The organism is Streptomyces bullii (assembly GCF_042657145.1).
GTDB classification, from domain to species: domain Bacteria; phylum Actinomycetota; class Actinomycetes; order Streptomycetales; family Streptomycetaceae; genus Streptomyces; species Streptomyces bullii.
The window spans coordinates 604383-625269 of sequence record NZ_JBHSNY010000003.1; the positions used below are offsets into that span (position 1 = coordinate 604383).

A 20887-nucleotide genomic window follows, 5' to 3' on the forward strand; every position below is an offset into this window, starting at 1 on the left:
CGCCCCCTGACAGGTCCGGCTCATGACACGCCCTGCTCGCGCAGCTCGCGGGCCAGTTCGTACAGCCCCGCCAGGTCCATGCCCTCGGCGAGCAACGGCAGTTCGTGCCGCGGCAGGCCCAGTTCCCCCAGCACCGCACGCTGCTCCTGCTCCAGCGCGTACCGCTCGGCGTACTCCTCGGCCTGCGTGAGCAGCGGGTCCACCAGCCGCTCGGCGTGCCCACCGCGCCGCGCCCCGCCCAGCCCGGCCACCGACAGCGCCCGGGCAACAGAGGAACGCGGGACCGTCCGTACGAGTTCCAGGTCGTCGGCGTCCAACACCTCGGGCCGCACCATGTTCACGATGATCCGGCCCACCGGCAGCCGCGCCGCCCGCAGCTCCGCGATGCCGTCCACGGTCTCCTGGACGGGCATCTCCTCCAGCAGCGCCACCAGGTGCACGGCCGTCTCCGCCGACTTCAGCACGCGCATCACGGCCTGCGCCTGATTGTGTATCGGGCCGATCTTGGCGAGCCCGGCGACCTCGTCGTTGACGTTGAGGAAGCGGGTGATGCGGCCGGTCGGCGGCGCGTCCATGACGACGTAGTCGTACGCGAACCGCCCGCTTCTGTCCTTGCGGCGCACCGCCTCGCACGCCTTGCCGGTCAGCAGGACGTCTCTCAGACCCGGCGCGATGGTGGTGGCGAAGTCGATCGCGCCGATCTTCTTCAGGGCCCGTCCGGCACCCCCCAGCTTGTAGAACATCTGGAGGTAGTCCAGTAGGGCCAGTTCGGGATCGATGGCGAGGGCGTACACCTCCCCGCCCCCGGGAGCGACGGCGATCTTCCGCTCCTCATAAGGCAGCGCCTCCGTTTCGAAGAGCTGCGCGATGCCCTGGCGGCCCTCGACCTCGACGAGAAGCGTCCGCTTCCCCTCCGTGGCCAGGGCCAGCGCTAGGGCCGCGGCCACCGTGCTCTTGCCGGTACCGCCCTTGCCACTGACGACCTGGAGCCTGCTCACGTCTTCGAGCGTAACCAGTCCCGCCGCGGGCCGAGCGGGAGGCTGTGGACAACGGGGCCCCGGTGGCCGCCTGACCCCGGTCCGGCAGCGGCTAGAGTCGGCCGCATGACCAAGTGGGAATACGCAACCGTGCCGCTGCTCGTCCACGCCACGAAGCAGATCCTGGACACCTGGGGCGAGGACGGCTGGGAGCTCGTCCAGGTCGTGCCCGGGCCGAACAACCCCGAGCAGCTCGTGGCCTACCTGAAGCGGGAGAAGCAGTGATGAGCGCCGTCGAGGCGAAGCTGGCCGAGCTCGGCCTGACCCTGCCCGAGGTCGTTCCGCCGCTCGCCGCCTACCAGCCGGCCGTCCAGTCCGGGCCGTACGTCTACACCGCCGGCCAGCTGCCGATGGTGGACGGCAAGCTCCCGGTCACCGGCAAGGTCGGCGCGGAGGTCACGCCGGAGGAGGCCAAGGAGCTGGCGCGTACCTGCGCGCTGAACGCCCTGGCCGCCGTCAAGTCCGTCGCCGGCGATCTGGACCGCATCGCGCGCGTGGTGAAGGTGGTCGGCTTCGTGGCCTCCGCCACCGACTTCACGGGCCAGCCGGGCGTCCTCAACGGCGCCAGCGAGCTGCTGGGCGCGGTCCTCGGCGACAAGGGCGTGCACGCGCGCAGCGCCGTGGGCGTGGCCGTGCTGCCGCTGGACGCGCCGGTGGAGGTCGAGATCCAGGTGGAGCTCGCGTAGCCCCCTGGCCCCTCTCGAACATCCACGCACCACGGGATAGCCTCCGGCCATGGCGAATGGTCAGTGGTATCCCCCGGAGTGGCCGGACCGCATCCGCGCGCTCGCGGCAGGCACCCTCACCCCGGTCACCCCGAGGCGCGCGGCCACCGTCATGCTCCTGAAGGACACCGACGCCGGCACCGCCGTCCACATGCTGCGCAGACGCGCCTCCATGGCCTTCGCCGGGGGCGCGTACGCGTATCCGGGCGGCGGCGTCGACCCCCGCGACGACGACCACCACGTCCGCTGGGCGGGCCCCACGCGCGCGTGGTGGGCGAACAGGCTCGGCGTCGACGAGACGGCGGCCCAGGCGATCGTCTGCGCGGCCGTACGGGAGACGTACGAGGAGGCGGGCGTCCTGCTGGCCGGCCCCGCGCCCGACTCGGTGGTCGGCGACACCACGGGCGACGACTGGGAGGCGGACCGCGCGGCCCTGGTCGCCCGGGAGACGTCCTTCGCCGAGTTCCTGGATCGCCGGGGCCTGGTCCTGCGTTCGGACCTGCTGGGGGCCTGGACGCGCTGGATCACCCCCGAGTTCGAGCCCCGCCGCTACGACACCTGGTTCTTCGTGGCCGCCCTGCCGCAGGGGCAGCGCACCCGCAACGCCTCCACGGAGGCCGACCGCACCGTGTGGATCGCGCCGGGCGAGGCAGCGGCCGGCTACGACAAGGGCGAGCTGCTGATGATGCCGCCGACCATCGCGACGCTGCGCCAGCTGATCCCGTACGCCACGGCGGCGGACGCGCTCGCCGCGGCACCCGAGCGCGACCTCACACCGGTCCTGGCCACAGCCCGCCTGGAGAACGGCGAGATCGTGCTCTCCTGGCCCGGCCACGACGAGTTCACCAAACACATTCCCACCGGTGGAGCCCCCGCATGACGGACGCAGCAGCCCTGCCCGGCCGGCCCCGAGGAGGAGTCCTCTCGGGACCCGCCACTCCACGGGCCGTCAACGTCCTGGCGCCCAACCCCTCGGCGATGACCCTGGACGGCACCAACACCTGGATCCTGTCCGAGCCCGGCTCCGGGCTCGCGGTCGTCGTCGACCCCGGGCCGCTGGACGAGGGGCACCTGCGCGCCGTCGTCGACACGGCCGAGCAGGCCGGCAAGCGCGTCGCCCTGACGCTGCTGACGCACGGTCACCCGGACCACGCCGAAGGCGCCGCCCGCTTCGCCGAGCTGACCGGCACGCGCGTGCGTGCCCTGGACCCGGCGCTGCGGCTGGGCGACGAGGGCCTGGCCGCAGGAGACGTGATCACGGTCGGCGGTCTGGAAGTGAGGGTCGTACCGACCCCCGGGCACACCGCCGACTCCCTCTCCTTCCACCTGCCTGCCGACCGGGCGGTGCTGACCGGAGACACGGTCCTCGGGCGCGGTACGAGCGTCGTGGCACACCCCGACGGCCGTCTGGGCGACTACCTGGACTCGCTGCGGCGGCTCAGGTCGCTCACGGTCGACGACGGCGTCCAGACCGTCCTGCCGGGTCACGGACCGGTCCTGGAGGACGCCCAGGGCGCCGTCGAGTACTACCTCGCCCACCGCGCGCACCGCCTCGCCCAGGTCGAGACGGCCGTCGAGGACGGCTACCGGACGCCGGCCGAGGTCGTCGCCCACGTGTACGCGGACGTGGACCGCTCCCTGTGGCCGGCGGCTGAGCTGTCGGTACGGGCACAGCTGGACTATCTGGAGGAGCACGGGCTCATCTAGCGGGCCCGGGCTTGGCCTTCGGCCGGAACCGGGCTCGTTCGGGCAGCCGATGCCGATGCCGATGCCGATGCGGGTGCTGGGCGGCTGCGGGTGGCTGTGCCGGAGCTGGTGCCGTTACGGCGGCGGCCCCGTCTCGGGAGGAGACGGGGCCGCCGTGTACGGCGTGGGACGGTGTCAGCGCGAGCGCTTGGCCAGGCGCTCGACGTCCAGCAGGATCACGGCGCGCGCCTCCAGGCGCAGCCAGCCGCGCTGGGCGAAGTCGGCGAGGGCCTTGTTGACCGTCTCGCGGGACGCGCCGACCAGCTGGGCCAGCTCCTCCTGCGTCAGGTCGTGGACGACGTGGATGCCCTCCTCGGACTGCACGCCGAAGCGGCGCGAGAGGTCCAGCAGGGCGCGGGCCACGCGGCCCGGGACGTCCGAGAAGACCAGGTCGGACATGGCGTCGTTGGTCTTGCGCAGGCGCCGGGCGACGGCGCGCAGCAGCGCCGCGGCCACCTCGGGACGGGCGTTCAGCCAGGGCTGGAGGTCGCCGTGGCCGAGGCCGAGGAGCTTGACCTCGGTCAGCGCGGTGGCGGTCGCGGTGCGCGGGCCCGGGTCGAACAGCGACAGTTCGCCGATCAGCTCGCCGGGACCGACGACGGCCAGCATGTTCTCGCGGCCGTCGGGGGACGTGCGGTGGAGCTTGACCTTGCCTTCCGTGACCACGTACAGGCGATCTCCGGGGTCGCCCTCGTGGAACAGCGAGTCGCCGCGCGCGAGGGTCACCTCACTCATGGAGGCGCGGAGCTCCGCGGCCTGCTCGTCGTCGAGCGCCGCGAAGAGCGGGTTGCGCCGCAGAACGTCGTCCACGAGTTCTCTCCTTGTCGACCTGCTCAGGGGATCTTGCTCCCCCGTGTACCAGGGGACCGTGGTGCCCATTTTGCCGGACGGTCCAAACAGTGTGATCTGTCACAAGGATGCCGCACAGGTGTCCCGGGGTACGCGGCAGGGGTCCAATTGGGGGCCGATCTTCAGGGCCCGGGGCGGATGTCGGTGCCGGGTCGTAGGCTGGCCGGGTGTCCAAATCGCCGGTGAGAGCACAGGCCGAGGGGGCTGCGCGGGTGGTTGTACGTCGCGATTCCGCTATGGGCGAACAGAGCCCTGATGGCGGTAGGAAAACGGCGAAAGCGACAAAGAAGGCGCCGGTGAAGAAGAAGGCGGCTTCTGTGAGGAAAACGGCTGCAGGCGAGAAGCAGACCGCGGAAAGTGCGGCGGCACGGGAGAAGGTGGCGGCGCAGCGGACGACCGAGAAGAAGGCAGCGGCCAAGAAAGCGGCTGCGAAGGGGACGACCGCGAAGAAGCCCGCGGCGACGAAGACGACTACGACGAAGACGACGAAGAAGACCACGGCGACGATGGCCGTCGCGGCGAAGGACACGGCGGGGAGCGCAGCCGGGACGAAGGCGGTCACGGCGGCCAAGGCGGCTGTGAAGAAGGCCCCGGCTCCCAAGAAGGTCGTCGTCGCCCCGAAGAAGGCCACCGCCGCGGTGAAGGGCGCCGCTCCCGCCACGACCGTCGTCAAGCCGTCGAGGGACGAGTCACGCACCGCCCTGGTCCGCCGGGCCCGCCGGATCAACCGCGAGCTCGCCGAGGTCTACCCGTACGCCCACCCCGAACTGGACTTCGAGAACCCCTTCCAGCTGGTCGTCGCCACGGTCCTGTCCGCGCAGACCACCGACCTGCGCGTCAACCAGACGACGCCCGCCCTCTTCGCCAAGTACCCCACGCCCGAGGACCTGGCCGCCGCCAACCCGGAGGAGGTGGAGGAGATCCTCCGCCCCTGCGGCTTCTTCCGGGCCAAGACCAAGTCGGTCATAGGGCTGTCCAAGGCCCTCGTGGAGGAGTTCGGCGGCGAGGTCCCCGGCCGGCTCGAGGACCTCGTCAAACTGCCCGGCGTCGGCCGCAAGACCGCCTTCGTGGTGCTCGGCAACGCCTTCGGCCGCCCGGGCATCACCGTGGACACGCACTTCCAGCGCCTGGTGCGCCGCTGGCAGTGGACCGACGAGACCGACCCCGACAAGATCGAGGCAGCCGTCGGGGCGCTGTTCCCGAAGAGCGACTGGACGGATCTCTCGCACCACGTGATCTGGCACGGCCGCCGCATCTGCCATGCCCGCAAGCCGGCCTGCGGGGCCTGCCCGATCGCGCCGCTCTGCCCGGCGTACGGAGAGGGCGAGACGGACCCGGAGAAGGCGAAGAAGCTGCTGAAGTACGAGAAGGGGGGACTCCCTGGCCAGCGGCTCAAGCCGCCGCAGGCGTACCTGGACGCGGGCGGCAGGCCGGCCCCGCCGCTGGGGGCCGCGTGACGGGGCGGTCGGGACGGCCCCTCGAGGGGTCACGGGGCCGCCCTCCCGAAGGCCCTCAGGGACGCTCCCCGGCAGGACGTCGGGGGCGCTGCCCGGAGGGGCTTCAGGGCCGCACCCGGGAACGATCACGCGGCCGTCGGCCGTTGGATCCAGCAGGACGACGGGGGTGCCCATGACGCGAGCGAGCAATACCCAGGGCGGGCCGGTGGCGCTCAGCAAGGACGGGCTGCCCGCCTGGCTGGACCCGGTGGTGCACGCCGTGGAGACGGTCAGGCCGGGGCAGCTGAGCCGCTTCCTGCCGCCCGAGAACGGCGCCGGGCGACAGTCCGCCGTCCTGATCCTGTTCGGGGAGGGCGAGCGCGGGCCGGAGCTGCTGCTCATGGAGCGGGCGAGTTCCCTGCGGTCGCATGCCGGACAGCCGTCCTTCCCCGGCGGCGCCCTCGACCCCGAGGACGGCGACCCGCGGACCGACGGGCCGCTGCGGGCCGCCCTGCGCGAGGCCGAGGAGGAGACGGGCCTCGACCCGTCCGGCGTCCAGCTCTTCGGCGTGCTGCCCAAGCTGTACATCCCGGTCAGCGGGTTCGTCGTCACCCCGGTGCTGGGCTGGTGGCGCGAGCCGAGCCCGGTCGGCGTCGTCGATCCGAACGAGACAGCCCGGGTCTTCACGGTTCCCGTGGCGGATCTCACGGATCCCGCCAACAGGGCCACGACCGTCCACCCCAGCGGCCACCGGGGTCCGGCATTCCTGGTCGAATCGGCCCTGGTCTGGGGCTTCACGGCCGGAATCATCGACCGGCTGCTGCACTTCGCGGGCTGGGAGCGGCCCTGGGACCGCGGGAAGCAGGTCCCGCTCGACTGGCGGTCATGACAGGGTGGCCTTCGTGAACGTGCTGGACATCTTGCTGCTGGTCGCTGCCGTGTGGTTCGCGGTCGTGGGCTATCGCCAGGGCTTCGTCGTCGGCATCCTGTCGGTGATCGGCTTCCTGGGCGGCGGCCTGGCCGCCGTCTATGTGCTGCCCGTGATCTGGGACGCCCTCACCGACAACGCGGAGGTCAGCACGACCGCCGCGGTGGTCGCGGTCGTCGTCGTGATCGTCTGCGCCTCCGTCGGCCAGGCGCTGACCACCCACCTCGGCAACAAGCTGCGCCGGTACATCACGTGGTCCCCGGCCCGCGCCCTCGACGCCACCGGCGGCGCCCTGGTCAACGTCGTCGCGATGCTGCTGGTCGCCTGGCTGATCGGCTCGGCCCTGGCCGGTACGACGCTGCCGACGCTCGGCAAGGAGGTCCGCAACTCCAAGGTGCTGCAGGGTGTCTCCCGGGCCCTGCCCGACCAGGCCGACACCTGGTTCGCGGACTTCTCCTCCGTCCTCGCGCAGAACGGCTTCCCGCAGGTCTTCAGCCCGTTCTCCAACGAGCCCATCACCGACGTCCAGCCCCCGGACCCGGCCCTGGCCAACAGCGCGGTCGCCACGCGCGCGCAGCGCTCCATCGTCAAGGTCATGGGCACCGCGCAGAGCTGCGGCAAGGTCCTGGAGGGCACCGGTTTCGTGTTCGCCGACCGCCGGGTGATGACCAACGCGCACGTGGTCGGCGGTGTCGACGAGCCGACCGTGCAGATAGGCGGCGAGGGCCGCAAGTACGACGCCACGGTGGTGCTGTACGACTGGCGGCGCGACATCGCCGTGCTCGACGTGCCCGACCTGGACGCGCCCGCGCTGCGGTTCACGTCGAAGGACGCGAGCAGCGGCGACAGCGCCATCGTCGCCGGTTTCCCGGAGAACGGGGCGTACGACGTGCGGGCCGCGCGCGTACGCGGGCGCATCACGGCCAACGGCCCCGACATCTACCACCGCGGCACCGTGCGCCGCGACGTCTACTCGCTGTACGCGGTCGTCCGCCAGGGCAACTCCGGCGGCCCGCTGCTCACTCCGGAGGGCAGGGTCTACGGCGTGGTCTTCGCGAAGTCCCTCGACGACGCCGAGACGGGGTACGCGCTTACCGTGGACGAGATCCAGGAGGACATCACCAAGGGGCGTACGGCCAACCAGCAGGTGGGCAGCGACAGCTGCGCGCTCTAGCGCGTCGGCCGCGACAGCCGCGCGCTGTGGCGCGTCAGCCGCGCGTGTGGCGTAGACGTACCGAGACCCAGCGGGCCCGGCGGCGGAGGATCCGCGGGATCCCCACCCTCAGGTCCGTGCCCGCCATCTGCGGTGCACCGCCTCGTTGGTGGGAGCCCGCGCCGCCCGCCGAGCGGCGATTGCGGCTTGCGTCACTGTAGTCGTGCGTCCAGCCCATACCCCGACGTGTGCCCCTGCCCCATGGTCGATAACCGCTCCGGTAGCACCCAATTGGCCTATGCGCCAGGCAATTGGCCGTTCGTCGGACAGGTGTTCGCGTCGTGAGACCGGGCGTGCTCGGACGGTCACCGATCCGGTTCGGGATCCTTCAGCCAGTTGATCAGTTCCGACGAGAACGCGACCGGGTCCTCCTCGTGCGGGAAGTGGCCGAGTCCGTCGAACAGCCGCCAGCGGTACGGGGCTTCGACGTACTCGCCGGAGCCGGCCGCGCTGCGGGTGCGCATCACGGGGTCCAGGGAGCCGTGCAGATGCAGCGTCGGCACGCGCACGGGCCGCTTCATACGGCGGTTGAACTGGATGCCGTCCGGGCGGGCCAGGGAGCGCACCATCCAGCGGTACGGTTCGATGGAGCAGTGCGCCGTGGACGGGATGCACATGGCGCGACGGTACGTCTCCAGGGCCTCCTCGTCCGGCAGGCGCGGCCCGGACCAGTCCCGGATCAGCTCGGCGACGAGCGCGCCGTCGTCGGCGGTGAGCTGCCGCTCGGGGATCCAGGGCCGCTGGAAGCCCCAGATGTGGGACCCCGCCCGGGTCTGCCGGGCGTCCCTGAGCATCGCCGCCCGCCAGCGCCGGGGATGCGGCATGGACGCGACCGCGAGCCGCCGCACCAGCTTGGGGCGCATCGCGGCCGCCGTCCACGCGAGGTACCCGCCCAGGTCGTGCCCGACGAGCGCGGCGTCCGGCTCGCCGAGGGAGCGGATCACGCCGGTGATGTCGAGTGCGAGGTTGGCGGGGTCGTAACCGCGCGGCGTGCGGTCGCTGCCGCCGACGCCCCGCAGGTCCATGGCGACGGCCCGGAAACCGGCGTCGGCGAGCGCGACGAGCTGGTGCCGCCAGGTCCACCAGAACTGCGGGAAGCCGTGCAGCAGCAGCACCAGCGGGCCGTCGCCGAGCTCCGCCATATGGAAGCGGGCGCCGTTGGCGGCGACGTCGCGATGCGCGACCTTCGCCCCGCCGGGGACCTCCGCCCGGACGACCGAGGCAGGTTGCGCCGAGGCAGGTTGCGCCGAAGGGGATGACCCCGAAGGGGTGGAGGAGCCCGTCATGAGGACGAGCGTGCCACAGCCTCGATGGCCTCGGGGACCCGGTCCTGCGGCAGCTCCGGTCGCGGGTGCGGCTTGGCCTTCTGCAGCACGCCCGCGCTTTCCTTCATGGAGGCGGCGACCTTCTGCGGTCCCTTGCTCTTCTTGGCCTTCTTCGCGAACACCACGCCGATCAGCGCGAGGCCGAGCGCGACCAGCACGTTCGCCGCGAAGGACAGCAGGAAGCAGATCGCGAGGTTCCAGCCGCTCCAGGTCCGGATGCCGTACGCCAGCGCGAAGTTCAGCATCGGCAGGGAGAACACCAGCACCGCGCCCGCCAGCGTGAACGCGCCGCCGCTCGCCGCGCCGCGCTTGACGTCCTGCTTGAGCTGCGCCTTCGCCAGCGCGATCTCGTCGTGCACCAGCGCCGACATGTCCGCCGTCGCCGAGGCGAACAGCTGGCCGATGCTGCGTTCGGCGCCGACCGGGCTGCCGTCGGGTGCGCTCATCGCGGTCTCCCTCTTCTGCTGCGGTTCCGTCGTCGGTCGTTCCGTGCCCTGACTGAGTACGGTCCCGTCTTTTGTACCGTCTCGTCAGATCATGCCGGACCGTCGCGGTCATCGCCTGCCCCGCCCGGCACTTCGGCAAGCCCGCGTCGCTCGGCGGCCTTCTCCTCGGCGATCCTGCGGTGTTCGGCGGCCCGGTGCTCGTGGATCTCCGCCATGCGCACGTGGTACGCCGGGTCGTCCTCCTCGTAGATGTCCGGGATGCCGTCGAGGTCCTCGTCGCGGTCCTCGGCCTCGCACAGCTTGCGGTACTTGGCGTTGCGTATCTTCAGCAGGACGGCCGCCAGGGTCGCGGCGATGAGCGAGCCCAGCAGCACGGCGGCCTTGACCTCGTCGGTCATGGTGGCGTCGCCCTCGAAGGCGAGTTCGCCGATCAGCAGGGAGACGGTGAAGCCGATGCCGGCGAGGGTCGCCACCGCGAACACGTCCGCCCACTCCAGCTCCTCGCTGAGCGACGCCCGGGTGAAGCGGGCCGTCAGCCAGGTACCGCCGAAGATGCCGAGCGCCTTGCCGACGACCAGTCCGAGGACCACGCCGAGGGTCTCCGGCCTGGTGAACACGGAGCCGAGCGCGCCGCCGGAGATGGACACGCCCGCGCTGAACAGGGCGAACACCGGAACGGCCAGCCCGGCCGACAGGGGCCGTACGAGGTGCTCGATGCGCTCGCCGGGGGAGTGCGCCTCGCCCTCGTGCCGGTGGCAGCGCAGCATCAGGCCCATCGCGACGCCGGCGATGGTGGCGTGGACGCCGCTGTTGTACATCAGCCCCCAGATGACGAGGCCGAGCGGGACGTACACGTACCAGCCGCGCACGCCCTTGCGCAGCAGCAGCCAGAAGACGGCCAGGCCCGCGGCGGCACCGCCGAGCGCGGCGAAGTTCAGGTCGCTGGTGAAGAACACCGCGATGATCAGGATCGCGAAGAGGTCGTCGACGACCGCGAGCGTGAGCAGGAAGGCGCGCAGCGCGCTCGGCAGGGAGGTGCCGATCACGGCGAGCACGGCGAGCGCGAAGGCGATGTCGGTGGCGGTGGGCACGGCCCAGCCGGCCAGGGAGCCACCGCCGGCGGCGCTGGTGAGGACGTAGACCAGGGCCGGCGCGGCCATTCCGCACAGCGCCGCGACCACCGGCAGCGCGGCGGCCTTGGGGTCGCGCAGGTCACCCGCGACGAGCTCGCGCTTGAGCTCGATGCCGGCGACGAAGAAGAAGATCGCGAGCAGCCCGTCGGCGGCCCAGTGCGCGAGCGACAAATCGAGTCCGAGGGAGGCGGGGCCCAGGTGGTAGTGGGCGACGCTCTCGTAGCTGTCGTGCAGCGCGGGTATGTTCGCCCAGATCAGCGCGGTGACAGCGGCGAGGAGCAGCAGCACACCGCCGACGGTCTCGGTGCGCAGCGCGTCCGCGACGAAGGTCCGCTCCGGGAGGGACAGACGCCCGAAGACCTTGCGGGGGGTGGTGGTGCGGGGCATGGGCAAGACGGACCTCCGGTCGGTGGGCAGGACGAAACGCTTGCCGACCAGACTTCCCGGCGCACCTCGATCTTGGTGATGTGTTCTTTAGCTTACCTAACGTGCCGCGCAGGGGCCCGGCGATCTTGACGTGGAGCATCTTCCCCCGGCGCTCCCCGCATGGGCGCTCTCCGTGCAGACGCTCTGCGCGGACGACCAGGACGGGCACCCGGCGCGTCCTGTGCCGGGTGCCCGTCCCTACGGTGATCAGTCCTCGCTGGGCGCCTTGGGCAGCTTGGCCTGGATCAGATCCATCACCGTGGAGTCCGTCAGCGTGGTGACGTCACCCAGCTGGCGGTTCTCGGCGACGTCCCGCAGCAGGCGCCGCATGATCTTGCCGGAGCGGGTCTTGGGCAGCTCGGCCACCGGCAGGATCCGCTTGGGCTTGGCGATCGGGCCGAGGGTGTTGCCGACGTGGTTGCGCAGCTCGGCGACCAGGTCCTCGGTCTCCGCGGCCGTACCGCGCAGGATCACGAAGGCGACGATCGCCTGCCCGGTCGTCTCGTCGGCCGCGCCGACCACGGCCGCCTCGGCGACGGACGGGTGGGAGACCAGCGCGGACTCCACCTCGGTGGTGGAGATGTTGTGGCCGGAGACCAGCATCACGTCGTCCACCCGGCCGAGCAGCCAGATGTCGCCGTCGTCGTCCTTCTTCGCGCCGTCACCGGCGAAGTACCTGCCCTCGAAACGCGACCAGTAGGTGTCGATGAACCGCTGGTCGTCGCCCCAGATGGTGCGCAGCATCGACGGCCACGGCTCGGTGAGGACGAGGTAGCCGCCACCGCCGTGGGGCACCTCGTTGGCCTCGTCGTCGACGACGGTCGCGGAGATGCCGGGCAGCGGCCGCTGGGCGGAGCCGGGCTTGGCCTCGGTCACGCCCGGCAGCGGCGAGATCATCATCGCGCCGGTCTCGGTCTGCCACCAGGTGTCCACGATCGGGGTGCGGTCGCCGCCGATGTTCTTGCGGTACCAGATCCACGCCTCGGGGTTGATCGGCTCACCGACGGACCCCAAGACCCGCAGGCTGGACAGGTCGAACTTCGCGGGGATGTCGTCGCCCCACTTCATGAACGTACGGATCGCGGTGGGCGCGGTGTACAGGATGGTCACGCCGTACTTCTGGACGATCTCCCAGAAGCGGCCCTGGTGCGGGGTGTCCGGCGTGCCCTCGTACATGACCTGCGTCGCGCCGTTGGCCAGCGGCCCGTAGACGATGTACGAGTGCCCGGTGACCCAGCCGACGTCGGCGGTGCACCAGTAGACGTCGGTCTCCGGCTTGAGGTCGAAGACGGCCCAGTGGGTGTACGCGGCCTGGGTGAGGTAGCCGCCGGAGGTGTGCAGGATGCCCTTCGGCTTCCCCGTCGTTCCCGAGGTGTAGAGGATGAACAGCGGCTGCTCCGCCTCGAACGCCTCCGGCATGTGCTCGGCGGACTGGCGCTCGACGAGGTCGTGCCACCACACGTCCCGGCCCTCGGTCCAGGCGACCTCCTGGCCGGTGCGGCGGACCACGAGCACGTGCTCGATGGTGCCCGCCTTCTCGATCGCCTCGTCCACGGCCGGCTTCAGCGCGGACGGCTTGCCGCGCCGGTAGCCGCCGTCGGAGGTGATGACGACCTTGGCGTCCGCGTCCTGGATGCGGGTGGCGAGCGCGTCCGCCGAGAAACCGCCGAAGACGACCGAGTGGGCGGCGCCGATCCGGGCGCAGGCCAGCATCGCGATCGCGGTCTCGGGGATCATCGGCATGTAGACCGCGACCCGGTCGCCCTTCTGAACCCCCAGCTCCAGCAGGGCGTTGGCGGCCTTGGAGACCTCGTCCTTGAGCTGGGCGTAGGTGATCGCGCGGCTGTCGCCGGGCTCCCCTTCGAAGTGGATGGCGACCCGGTCGCCGTGCCCGGCCTCCACGTGCCGGTCCACGCAGTTGTACGCGACGTTGAGCTCGCCGTCCTTGAACCACTTGGCGAACGGCGGGTTCGACCAGTCGAGGGTCTCGGTGGGCTCCTTGGCCCAGGTCAGCCGACGGGCCTGCTCGGCCCAGAAGCCGAGCCTGTCAGCCTTGGCCTGGTCATACGCCTCCGCTGTGACATTGGCGTGCGCGGCCAGGTCGGCGGGGGGTGCGAACCTGCGCTCTTCCTTGAGCAGGTTGGAGAGGGAGGGATTCTCGCTCACAGTCCCATCTCCTCCCTCAGCAGGTTGGCCAGGCTTTCGTTGCTCACGGCATCTGCCTTTCCCAGGGTGTCCGTTGTGTCCCAGGCCACAGCTCATCAGACCGGGGGTCCGATGACAAGGGTCGTCGGACCATTGGTGTAGACCTCTCGGTCGTGCCTTTGATGGCCGGGTCATCCGTACCCACGGACGCCGACCAGGCGAAGTTCAGCCTGTGTAACGCCTTTCACACCCCGGCCTCCGGGAGAGGCGGCGGTGCGGTCCCGCCCTGGCCGGGGCCGCACCCGCCGGAGGCGTTCCCGCGTCAGGCGGACAGGCCCGCCCGCACCCGGTCGAAGACCCGGTCCCCGTCCGCCTCGGTGAGCAGGTACGCCTGGGCCTCGCCCACGTGGAAGTACATCCCGTGCAGGTCCAGGGCACCCTCCCGCAGGGCGCGGGCCACCGAGTCGTGGGCGCGCAGGTGCTCCAACTGCTGGACCACGTTGGTCAAGCACAGCTGCTCGACCGCATCGGCGGGGGCCCGCCCGGCCAGCCGCGCCCACGGCAGGCTTCCGTCGGCCATGCGCTCCAGGCTCGGCAGCCCGTGCCGCAGCCACCGCTTCAGAGGCGTCCGCGCGCCCCCCGGGTCGGAGCTGAGCAGCGCCTGCATGGCGCCGCACCCGGAGTGCCCGCACACCGTGATGGACCGCACGCGCAGGACGTCCACCGCGTACTCGATGGCCGCGGCCACCGAGTCGTCACCGCTCTCCTCGCCGGGCAGCGGCACGAGGTTTCCCACATTGCGCACGACGAACAGGTCACCCGGACCACTGGAGGTGATCATCGAGGTGACGAGCCGTGAGTCGGCGCAGGTCAGGAACAGCTGGGACGGCCGCTGTCCCTCACGCGCCAGCCGGGCCAGCTCGCCACGCACCAGGGGTGCGGTGTTGCGCTGGAACGCGCTGATGCCACGCGCCAGTTCGTGCCCGCTGGTCCCGGCTGCGGAGGTCTCGGACCGGGCGCCTCCCTCGTGATGCCGCTCGAGGGACGGCGCGGCCTGCGGGCGTTCGCACTGGTGGTTGCGCCAGGGCGTCCAGGGACGGCAGCGGCAGCCGGCGGAGTGGGCGGCCTCGTCGGCTCCGTCCTGCGGGGCGTCGCTGTGGAGGGCCGCGGGTTCGGCGATCCGCACCGCCGCACGCCGGCCGGTGATCTCCACGGTGCCGCCCCGCGCGGTGTGCGTGTTCTGCCAGTCCTGCAGTGTCTCGTACGCGGCGTGGTCCATGAACGAGCCGTCCAACTCCACGACGGCGTCCGTCCCTTGGGGTACGAGATGCAGGGCCCGGCTGAGCCGGGGCACCGCGAGGAACGTCAACTGGCCTCTGACCTGTACGTGATGGACTCCTTCCTTCTCTTCGTGCGTGATACGGGTGCGGGTGAGGCGGTGCAGGGCGACGGCGACGGCGACGGCGATGCCGAGGGCGACGCCCTCCAGGACGCCGAGGGACACCACACCGAGTGTGGTGACCGCGTACACCAGCACCTCACGGTGGCGGGTCACCGTGCGGATGTGGTGCAGGGACACCATCTGAATGCCGACGGCCATCACCAGGGCGGCGAGCGAGGCGAGCGGGATGAGCTCCAGGAGCGGGACCATCAGCAGCGTGGCGGCTACTACGAAAACGCCGTGCAGCATGGTGGAGTTCCGGCTCACGGCACCCGCGTGGACATTCGCGGTGCTGCGTACGGCCACGCCGGCGACGGGCAGTCCGCCGAGCGTGCCGGAGACGATGTTGGCGGCGCCCTGCCCGAGCAGTTCACGGTCCAGGTCGGAGCGGGCCACGTGCGGGCCGGGGCGTGCGGCCGCCATCTTGTCCACGGCGACCGCGCCGAGCAGCGACTGCACGCTGCACACCAGTGTCGTGGTGAGCACCGCCGCGAGGAGACCGAGCACGGGGCCCTCGGGCAGCCCGGCCAGCGCGTGGTTGCTCCAGGACGGCAGGTCGACCTTGGGCAGGCGCAGGCCGGCCAGCGCGGCGGCCGCGGTGGACCCGGCGACGGCTACGAGCGCGGCCGGGACCGTGCGCAGGACGCTGCCGACCCGGCCGGGGAGCCGCGGCCAGAGCAGCAGCAGCGCCAGAGTCAGGGCGCTCACCGACACGGCCGCCGGATGCAGGTCGGCCAACTGGGCGGGCAGCGCGCGCAGGTTGTCGGGCACGGAGCTCTGCGGTGTGCCGCCGAGGACGATGTGCAACTGGGCGACGGCGATGGTGACGCCGATGCCGGCGAGCATGCCGTGCACGATGGCGGGGCTGACGGCGAGCGCGGTACGCGCCACCCGCAGGCAGCCCAGCCCCAGTTGGGCGAGGCCGGCCAGGACGGTGATGGCGCACGTGGTCCGCCACCCGTAGCGCTGGATGAGGTCGGCGGTGACCACGGTGAGACCGGCGGCCGGGCCGCTGACCTGGAGGGGGGAGCCGCCGAGCCGTCCGGCGACGAGCCCGCCGACGGCGGCGGCGACGAGGCCCGCCTGGAGCGGCGCGCCGGTGGCCAGGGCGATGCCCAGGGACAGGGGAAGAGCGATCAGGAAGACCGCGATCGAGGCCGACAGGTCGGCACCCGCGACGCGGAAGCGGCGGGGCCCGGTCGGCGGCGGACTGTGGGACTGGTGGCTGTGCTCCGTCCGACGTGAGTCGGTGTCGGGGGCAGGGATGCAGGCTGACATGTTTCCCGTCTCCTCCGGGGCTGCGCGGTCGCGGATCTGGTGGTCCCCGCTTCGCGGGCGGGGTTCGGTCGCGGCCGTGGGTCACGGCGTAACAGCGGCGGGATGCATCAACTCTCCGTAAACGGATCGTAATGCAGAGTAAAGGGCGAGCATAGAAAATCCGGGCAAATGGCCTATTAAGTCCCCCTCCGGAGTGAAGGAGAGAAGTAATCGGCTTGTCGTAGTAATTCCTTCTTCCTTCCATGCGACCTTGGCGGCGCTGTCGGCACCCGAGAGAAGGAAGAAGGTGGGCGGAACATGGCAGCCACCCACAGGATCGCCGCGGGAACCGCGCTCGCCGCGGTCTGCGCCGCATCGCTCGCCGGCTGTGCGTCCGGCTCCGACGGTTCCCGGCAGCGGGGGCAAGTCGCGGACAAGGCGGCGAAACCGGCCCCGGCGCCGAAGAGCGCGTTCCGACTGATCGGCGACGGCTCCACCGCCTACACCGGAGCACAGCCGCATCTGCCGAGACCCGAGCGCCTCAAACCCGGCCAGAGGCCGCCGCAGTTCGTGGTGTTCTCCTGGGACGGCGCGGGCGAGGACGGCCAGCGGCTCTTCTCCCACTTCCGCCAGGTCGCCAAGGCCAACAACGCGACCATGACGTACTTCCTCAGCGGCGTGTACATGCTCCCGGAGGACAAGCGCGACCTGTACCGGCCGCCCCAGCACTCCCCGGGGCGCTCCGACATCGGCTTCAACGACCGCGAGGGCATCGCCGCCACCGCCACGCAACTGCGCCTGGCATGGCTGGAGGGCAACGAGATCGGCACCCACTTCAACGGCCACTTCTGCGGCAGGGGCGGTGGGGTCGGCGAGTGGTCGGTGGAGGAGTGGAAGAACGAGATCACCCAGGCCAAGCAGTTCGTGAAGACCTGGAAGACCAACGCGGGCCTGCGGCAGGCGGCCCCCCTGCCCTTCGACTACGACAAGGAGCTCATCGGCGCGCGCACCCCCTGCCTGGAGGGCCGGCAGAACTTCATGAAGGCGGCCCGGGAGATGGGCTTCCGCTACGACACCAGCGGCGTCAACAACCAGGTCTGGCCGAAGAAGGAGCACGGCCTGTGGGACCTGTCGATGCAGCTCGTGCCGTTCCCCGGCCACTCCTTCGAGCAGCTGACCATGGACTACAACTTCATGGTCAACCAGTCGGGCACCACCACGCAGGGCAACCCCGCCAAGCACGACCTCTGGGGCGACCAGATGCGGGACGGTCTGCTCCTGGGCTTCCGCCGCGCCTACGACGGCAACCGCGCCCCCCTGATCATCGGCAACCACTTCGAGTCCTGGAACGGCGGCACGTACATGCGTGCCGTCGAGGAGGTCATCGAGCAGGTGTGCACCAGGCCCGAGGTGCGCTGTGTCTCCTTCCGGCAACTCGCGGACTGGCTGGACGCCCAGGACCCGAACGCGCTGCAGAGGCTGCGCACCCTGAAGGTCGGCGAGGCCCCGAAGCAGGGCTGGGCGTCCTTCCTGACGGCCCGCCCCGCCCCGGCCCCGAAGGGGGCACCCGGGGCACCGGCGGCCAAGCGGTGAGCGTCAGGCGGTCGCCACGGCAACGTCACCGAGGCGTCTGTCAGGCTGTCGCCGCGACCGCCTCGCTGAGGACGAAGCCGGGGTCGATCTGGGCCGCCAGGTCGGTCCCGGTGCGCTCGTTGCCCCAGGAATGGGCGTTCTTCAGGTGGAAGTGCACCATCTGGCGCGTGTAGCGCTCCCAGTCGCGCAGCTCGTACGTCGCGTCGACGGCCGTCCGCAGCACCTGGAGGGCGTGGCGGTTGGGCTCCTCCAGGAGGTGGAAGCGGGGCGGCCGGCCCTTCTCCATGGCACGTACCCAGTCCGAGTGCCCGACCGTCACCAGCAGGTCGTCACCGACCTCGGCGCGGAGGAAGTCGAGGTCGTCCTGGCCGTGCACCTTGTTGCCGACGACCTTCAGCAGGACCCCGTAGTCCCTGGCGTACTCCTTGTACTGGCGGTAGACGGACACCCCCCTCCGGGTCGGCTCGGCGACGAGGAACGTCATGTCGAAGCGGGTGAACAAGCCGGAGGCGAAGGAGTCCGAGCCCGCCGTCATGTCGACCACGACGTACTCGTCGCGCCCGTCCACCAGGTGGTTCAGGCACAGCTCCACCGCTCCCGTCTTGGAGTGGTAGCAGGCGACCCCCAGGTCGGCGTCCGTGAAGGGGCCGGTGACCATCAAACGGACGGCCCCGCCGTCGAGTTCCACCGGCCGGGCGCAGGCGTCGTAGACCGGGTTGTCCTCGCGCACCCGCAGCAGTCGCGAGCCCTCGCCGGGCGGTGTCGTCTTGATCATGCTCTCGGCCGACGGGACGCGGGGGTTGGTGCCGCGCAGGTAGTTCTTGATCAGCGGCAGCTGGCCGCCCATCGCGGGCAGCGCGGCCGCTTCCGCCTCGTCGAGGCCCAGCGCGGTTGCCAGGTGCTGGTTGATGTCGGCGTCGATCGCGACGACCGGTGCGCCGACGGCCGCGAGATGGCGGACGAACAGGGAGGACAGGGTCGTCTTTCCGCTGCCGCCCTTCCCCACGAAAGCAATTTTCATGTTCACCAAGCGTAGCGGGGTGATGGCTGTACGTGGCACGCGTGCGTGAAGAAGACCACTCCTTCGTGGGGCGGGGGCTCCGGGTGCGTAGGGTCGTACTCATGAGTACGACAGGCGCGACCGCCGATCCTTCCCCAGGCTCTCGGAAGAGCTCGGGGGACCCCCTCGCAGCCCTGGGCTCGCTGCCCGGCGTGGCCGAGTCCGTGGAGTCCGTACGCAAGGCCGTGGACCGGGTCTACGGGCACCGGATCATGCGGCGCCGCAGCAACGAGATCACCTCCGAGGCGGCGCTGCGCGGCGCCCGCGGCTCGGCGGCGCTGTCCGGCGCCGACTGGGGTCTGGAGGAGGTGCGTCGGCGTACCGACTTCGGCGCCGACGACGAAGCGCGCGTCATGGGCGCGGCCCTCAGGCTGACGGCCGAAGCGGGCCAACTGCTGTCCATCTGGCGGCAGTCACCCCTCAGAGTGCTGGCCCGACTGCATCTGGTGGCGGCGGCGGACAAGGCCGACCACGTCGGGCGGCCCCGGCGGGAGGGGGAGCCCGTCGACGAGCCGTTGGTCGGGCTGCCACTGCCGGACGCGGCGGAAATGCACGGCCGGCTGGACGGCCTCGCCGAGCTGATCATCGCGGGCGGTTCGGCCCCCGCCCTGGTGACGGCCGCCGTCGTGCACGGCGAACTGCTGGCGCTGCGACCCTTCGCCTCCCACAACGGCCTGGTCGCGCGTACGGCCGAACGCATCGTCCTGGTGGGCAGCGGTCTCGACCCGAAGTCGGTCTGCCCGGCCGAGGTGGGCCACGCCGAACTGGGGCGCGAGGCCTACCTGAGCGCTCTCGACGGATACGTCTCCGGCACTGCGGAAGGCATGGCCGCCTGGATCGCGCACTGCGGCAGGGCGGTCGAGCTGGGCGCACGCGAGTCCACGGCGGTGTGTGAGGCGCTGCAGCGCGGGGCGGCATGACGCACTCGGGCACGTGACAAAGGCCCCCATGGGGGCCCGCGCAGAAATGCGGCGGTACGAGAACTCGTACCGCCGCTGGCATGTCCACCGAGTTACCAAGCGTCCTCGATATGTGCCCATCAGGTCGGGGACTTTGCCCGTCACCTGGTGCGGCTGGCCCGTAATCGACGGGTCGACGTCGCGTGGGTGCCCGGTGTTCATGCTCGGTCCGTGGGCCAATTGCGTTTTGAAGGTGATCCTCTCGGATGTCCTTGGTCTCGCGGGCCGTTGAGTCCTTTGTACTCCGGAACCGGAGCAAGCGGAACCCCTGACTGCGCTTCTTTACTTTTGCCTTCAAAGGGGCGGTCAACGGACCCCCAGGTCAGGCGACGGGCGCCCGGCGCCGGTTGGCGTACCAGACGAGGCCCGCCGTGGCCGCCGCGGCGCCTATCGCGGCGGCGGCGACGAGAACCGGACGCGGTGGCACGGACAACGCCGGGAAGCGCTGCTTGAGACGGACCGGCCGGTGGAAGTCCAGGATCGGCCAGCCACGCGCGAGTGCCTCCCTGCGCAGCGCGCGGTCCGGGTTCACGGCGTGGGGATGGCCTACGGACTCCAGCATCGGCAGGTCGGTCGCCGAGTCGCTGTAGGCGTAGCAGCGGGACAGGTCGTATCCCTCGGAGGCGGCCAGCTCCCTGATCGCCTCGGCCTTCGTCGGGCCGTACGCGTAGTACTCCACCTCCCCGGTGAAGCAGCCGTCGTCGCCCACGACCATGCGGGTCGCCACGACGCGGTCGGCGCCGAGCAGCTCACCGATCGGCTCCACGACCTCGGCGCCGGACGTGGACACGATCACGACGTCGCGGCCGGCGGTGTGGTGCTCCTCGATGAGCGAGGCGGCCTCGTCGTAGATGATCGGGTCGATCAGGTCGTGCAGGGTCTCGGCGACGATCTCCTTGACCTGCCGGACGTTCCAGCCGCGGCACAGCGCGGACAGGTACGCGCGCATCCGCTCCATCTGCTCGTGGTCGGCGCCGCCGGCGAGGAAGACGAACTGGGCATATGCGGTACGCAGGACGGCCCTGCGGTTGATCAGGCCGCCTTGGTAGAACGACTTGCTGAACGTGAGCGTGCTCGACTTCGCAATGACCGTCTTGTCCAGATCAAAGAAGGCCGCTGTGCGGGGCAAGGAGTGGTTTTCCACGTCCTTGAGCATAGGGGCAGCCCA

General features: G+C 71.2%; 19 protein-coding genes. 9 read left to right on the plus strand and 10 right to left on the minus strand.

The window, feature by feature from the left end:
• Positions 1-20 precede the first annotated feature (20 nt).
• On the minus strand, positions 21-998 hold the full coding sequence (gene bagA / locus ACFPZJ_RS10715; RefSeq protein ID WP_381019903.1) for an ATPase BagA: 978 nt from the start codon (positions 996-998) through the stop codon (positions 21-23).
• A gap of 105 nt (positions 999-1103) precedes the next feature.
• Here bagA and ACFPZJ_RS10720 point away from each other — a divergent pair, with 105 nt between their 5' ends.
• The 4 genes from ACFPZJ_RS10720 to ACFPZJ_RS10735 are packed head-to-tail and all read left to right on the plus strand — an operon-like array spanning position 1104 to position 3469.
• Positions 1104-1262 carry a DUF4177 domain-containing protein gene (locus ACFPZJ_RS10720; RefSeq protein WP_003991873.1) on the plus strand — a complete coding sequence of 53 codons (159 nt, stop codon included), beginning with the start codon at positions 1104-1106 and terminating at the stop codon, positions 1260-1262.
• Positions 1262-1723, plus strand: coding sequence for a RidA family protein (locus ACFPZJ_RS10725; protein ID WP_381019905.1), 462 nt, complete (start codon positions 1262-1264; stop codon positions 1721-1723). The genes ACFPZJ_RS10720 and ACFPZJ_RS10725 overlap by 1 nt, the downstream gene beginning before the upstream one ends.
• Positions 1724-1772: 49 nt before the next feature.
• Positions 1773-2642 carry an NUDIX hydrolase gene (locus ACFPZJ_RS10730; RefSeq protein ID WP_381019907.1) on the plus strand — a complete coding sequence of 290 codons (870 nt, stop codon included), beginning with the start codon at positions 1773-1775 and terminating at the stop codon, positions 2640-2642.
• Positions 2639-3469: an MBL fold metallo-hydrolase gene (locus tag ACFPZJ_RS10735; RefSeq protein ID WP_381019908.1), complete on the plus strand. Its 831-nt coding sequence runs from the start codon at positions 2639-2641 to the stop codon at positions 3467-3469. Before ACFPZJ_RS10730 ends, ACFPZJ_RS10735 begins: the two co-directional genes overlap by 4 nt.
• A 174-nt stretch (positions 3470-3643) precedes the next feature.
• On the opposite strand, the gene ACFPZJ_RS10740 is transcribed toward ACFPZJ_RS10735, so the two are convergent.
• The gene (locus ACFPZJ_RS10740; protein ID WP_029382547.1) at positions 3644-4318 is read right to left on the minus strand and encodes a Crp/Fnr family transcriptional regulator; all 675 of its coding nucleotides are present in this window, start codon (positions 4316-4318) and stop codon (positions 3644-3646) included.
• Positions 4319-4863: 545 nt separating this feature from the next.
• On the opposite strand from ACFPZJ_RS10740, the gene nth reads away from it, so the two are divergent.
• The 3 genes from nth (at position 4864) to ACFPZJ_RS10755 (ending at position 7895) form a co-directional block, all read left to right on the plus strand.
• Positions 4864-5814, plus strand: a complete 951-nt coding sequence (gene nth, locus ACFPZJ_RS10745) for an endonuclease III (protein ID WP_381020178.1) — start codon at positions 4864-4866, stop codon at positions 5812-5814.
• 172 nt (positions 5815-5986) lie between these two features.
• Positions 5987-6682 (plus strand): NUDIX hydrolase, encoded by a 696-nt coding sequence (locus ACFPZJ_RS10750; protein ID WP_381019910.1) that lies wholly within the window; start codon positions 5987-5989, stop codon positions 6680-6682.
• A gap of 13 nt (positions 6683-6695) precedes the next feature.
• The gene (locus tag ACFPZJ_RS10755; protein ID WP_381019911.1) at positions 6696-7895 is read left to right on the plus strand and encodes a MarP family serine protease; all 1200 of its coding nucleotides are present in this window, start codon (positions 6696-6698) and stop codon (positions 7893-7895) included.
• Between the two features lie 34 nt (positions 7896-7929).
• Here ACFPZJ_RS10755 and ACFPZJ_RS10760 read toward each other — a convergent pair whose 3' ends face one another.
• The 6 genes from ACFPZJ_RS10760 to ACFPZJ_RS10785 all read right to left on the minus strand — a co-directional run bounded on the left by ACFPZJ_RS10760 (position 7930) and on the right by ACFPZJ_RS10785 (position 16128).
• The gene (locus tag ACFPZJ_RS10760) at positions 7930-8112 is read right to left on the minus strand and encodes a hypothetical protein (RefSeq protein WP_381019912.1); all 183 of its coding nucleotides are present in this window, start codon (positions 8110-8112) and stop codon (positions 7930-7932) included.
• 127 nt (positions 8113-8239) lie between these two features.
• Positions 8240-9220: an alpha/beta fold hydrolase gene (locus ACFPZJ_RS10765; protein WP_381019913.1), complete on the minus strand. Its 981-nt coding sequence runs from the start codon at positions 9218-9220 to the stop codon at positions 8240-8242.
• Positions 9217-9705, minus strand: coding sequence for a phage holin family protein (locus tag ACFPZJ_RS10770; RefSeq protein ID WP_381019914.1), 489 nt, complete (start codon positions 9703-9705; stop codon positions 9217-9219). Before ACFPZJ_RS10770 ends, ACFPZJ_RS10765 begins: the two co-directional genes overlap by 4 nt.
• 89 nt (positions 9706-9794) lie before the next feature.
• On the minus strand, positions 9795-11225 hold the full coding sequence (gene nhaA / locus ACFPZJ_RS10775; RefSeq protein ID WP_381019915.1) for a Na+/H+ antiporter NhaA: 1431 nt from the start codon (positions 11223-11225) through the stop codon (positions 9795-9797).
• A 246-nt stretch (positions 11226-11471) separates the two neighbouring features.
• Positions 11472-13430, minus strand: a complete 1959-nt coding sequence (gene acs, locus ACFPZJ_RS10780; protein ID WP_381019916.1) for an acetate--CoA ligase — start codon at positions 13428-13430, stop codon at positions 11472-11474.
• Positions 13431-13731: 301 nt separating this feature from the next.
• Complete coding sequence (locus tag ACFPZJ_RS10785; protein WP_381019917.1) at positions 13732-16128, minus strand: bifunctional SulP family inorganic anion transporter/carbonic anhydrase; 2397 nt, start codon at positions 16126-16128, stop codon at positions 13732-13734.
• Positions 16129-16425: 297 nt separating this feature from the next.
• Between ACFPZJ_RS10785 and ACFPZJ_RS10790 the strand changes: the two genes are divergently transcribed.
• Positions 16426-17700, plus strand: a complete 1275-nt coding sequence (locus tag ACFPZJ_RS10790) for a polysaccharide deacetylase family protein (RefSeq protein ID WP_381019918.1) — start codon at positions 16426-16428, stop codon at positions 17698-17700.
• A 40-nt stretch (positions 17701-17740) separates the two neighbouring features.
• On the opposite strand, the gene ACFPZJ_RS10795 is transcribed toward ACFPZJ_RS10790, so the two are convergent.
• Positions 17741-18721 carry an ATP-binding protein gene (locus ACFPZJ_RS10795; protein ID WP_381019919.1) on the minus strand — a complete coding sequence of 327 codons (981 nt, stop codon included), beginning with the start codon at positions 18719-18721 and terminating at the stop codon, positions 17741-17743.
• A 101-nt stretch (positions 18722-18822) separates the two neighbouring features.
• Here ACFPZJ_RS10795 and ACFPZJ_RS10800 point away from each other — a divergent pair, with 101 nt between their 5' ends.
• Positions 18823-19680 (plus strand): Fic family protein, encoded by an 858-nt coding sequence (locus tag ACFPZJ_RS10800; RefSeq protein WP_381019921.1) that lies wholly within the window; start codon positions 18823-18825, stop codon positions 19678-19680.
• 361 nt (positions 19681-20041) lie between these two features.
• On the opposite strand, the gene ACFPZJ_RS10805 is transcribed toward ACFPZJ_RS10800, so the two are convergent.
• Positions 20042-20875 (minus strand): HAD family hydrolase, encoded by an 834-nt coding sequence (locus tag ACFPZJ_RS10805; RefSeq protein ID WP_381019923.1) that lies wholly within the window; start codon positions 20873-20875, stop codon positions 20042-20044.
• Positions 20876-20887 lie beyond the last annotated feature (12 nt).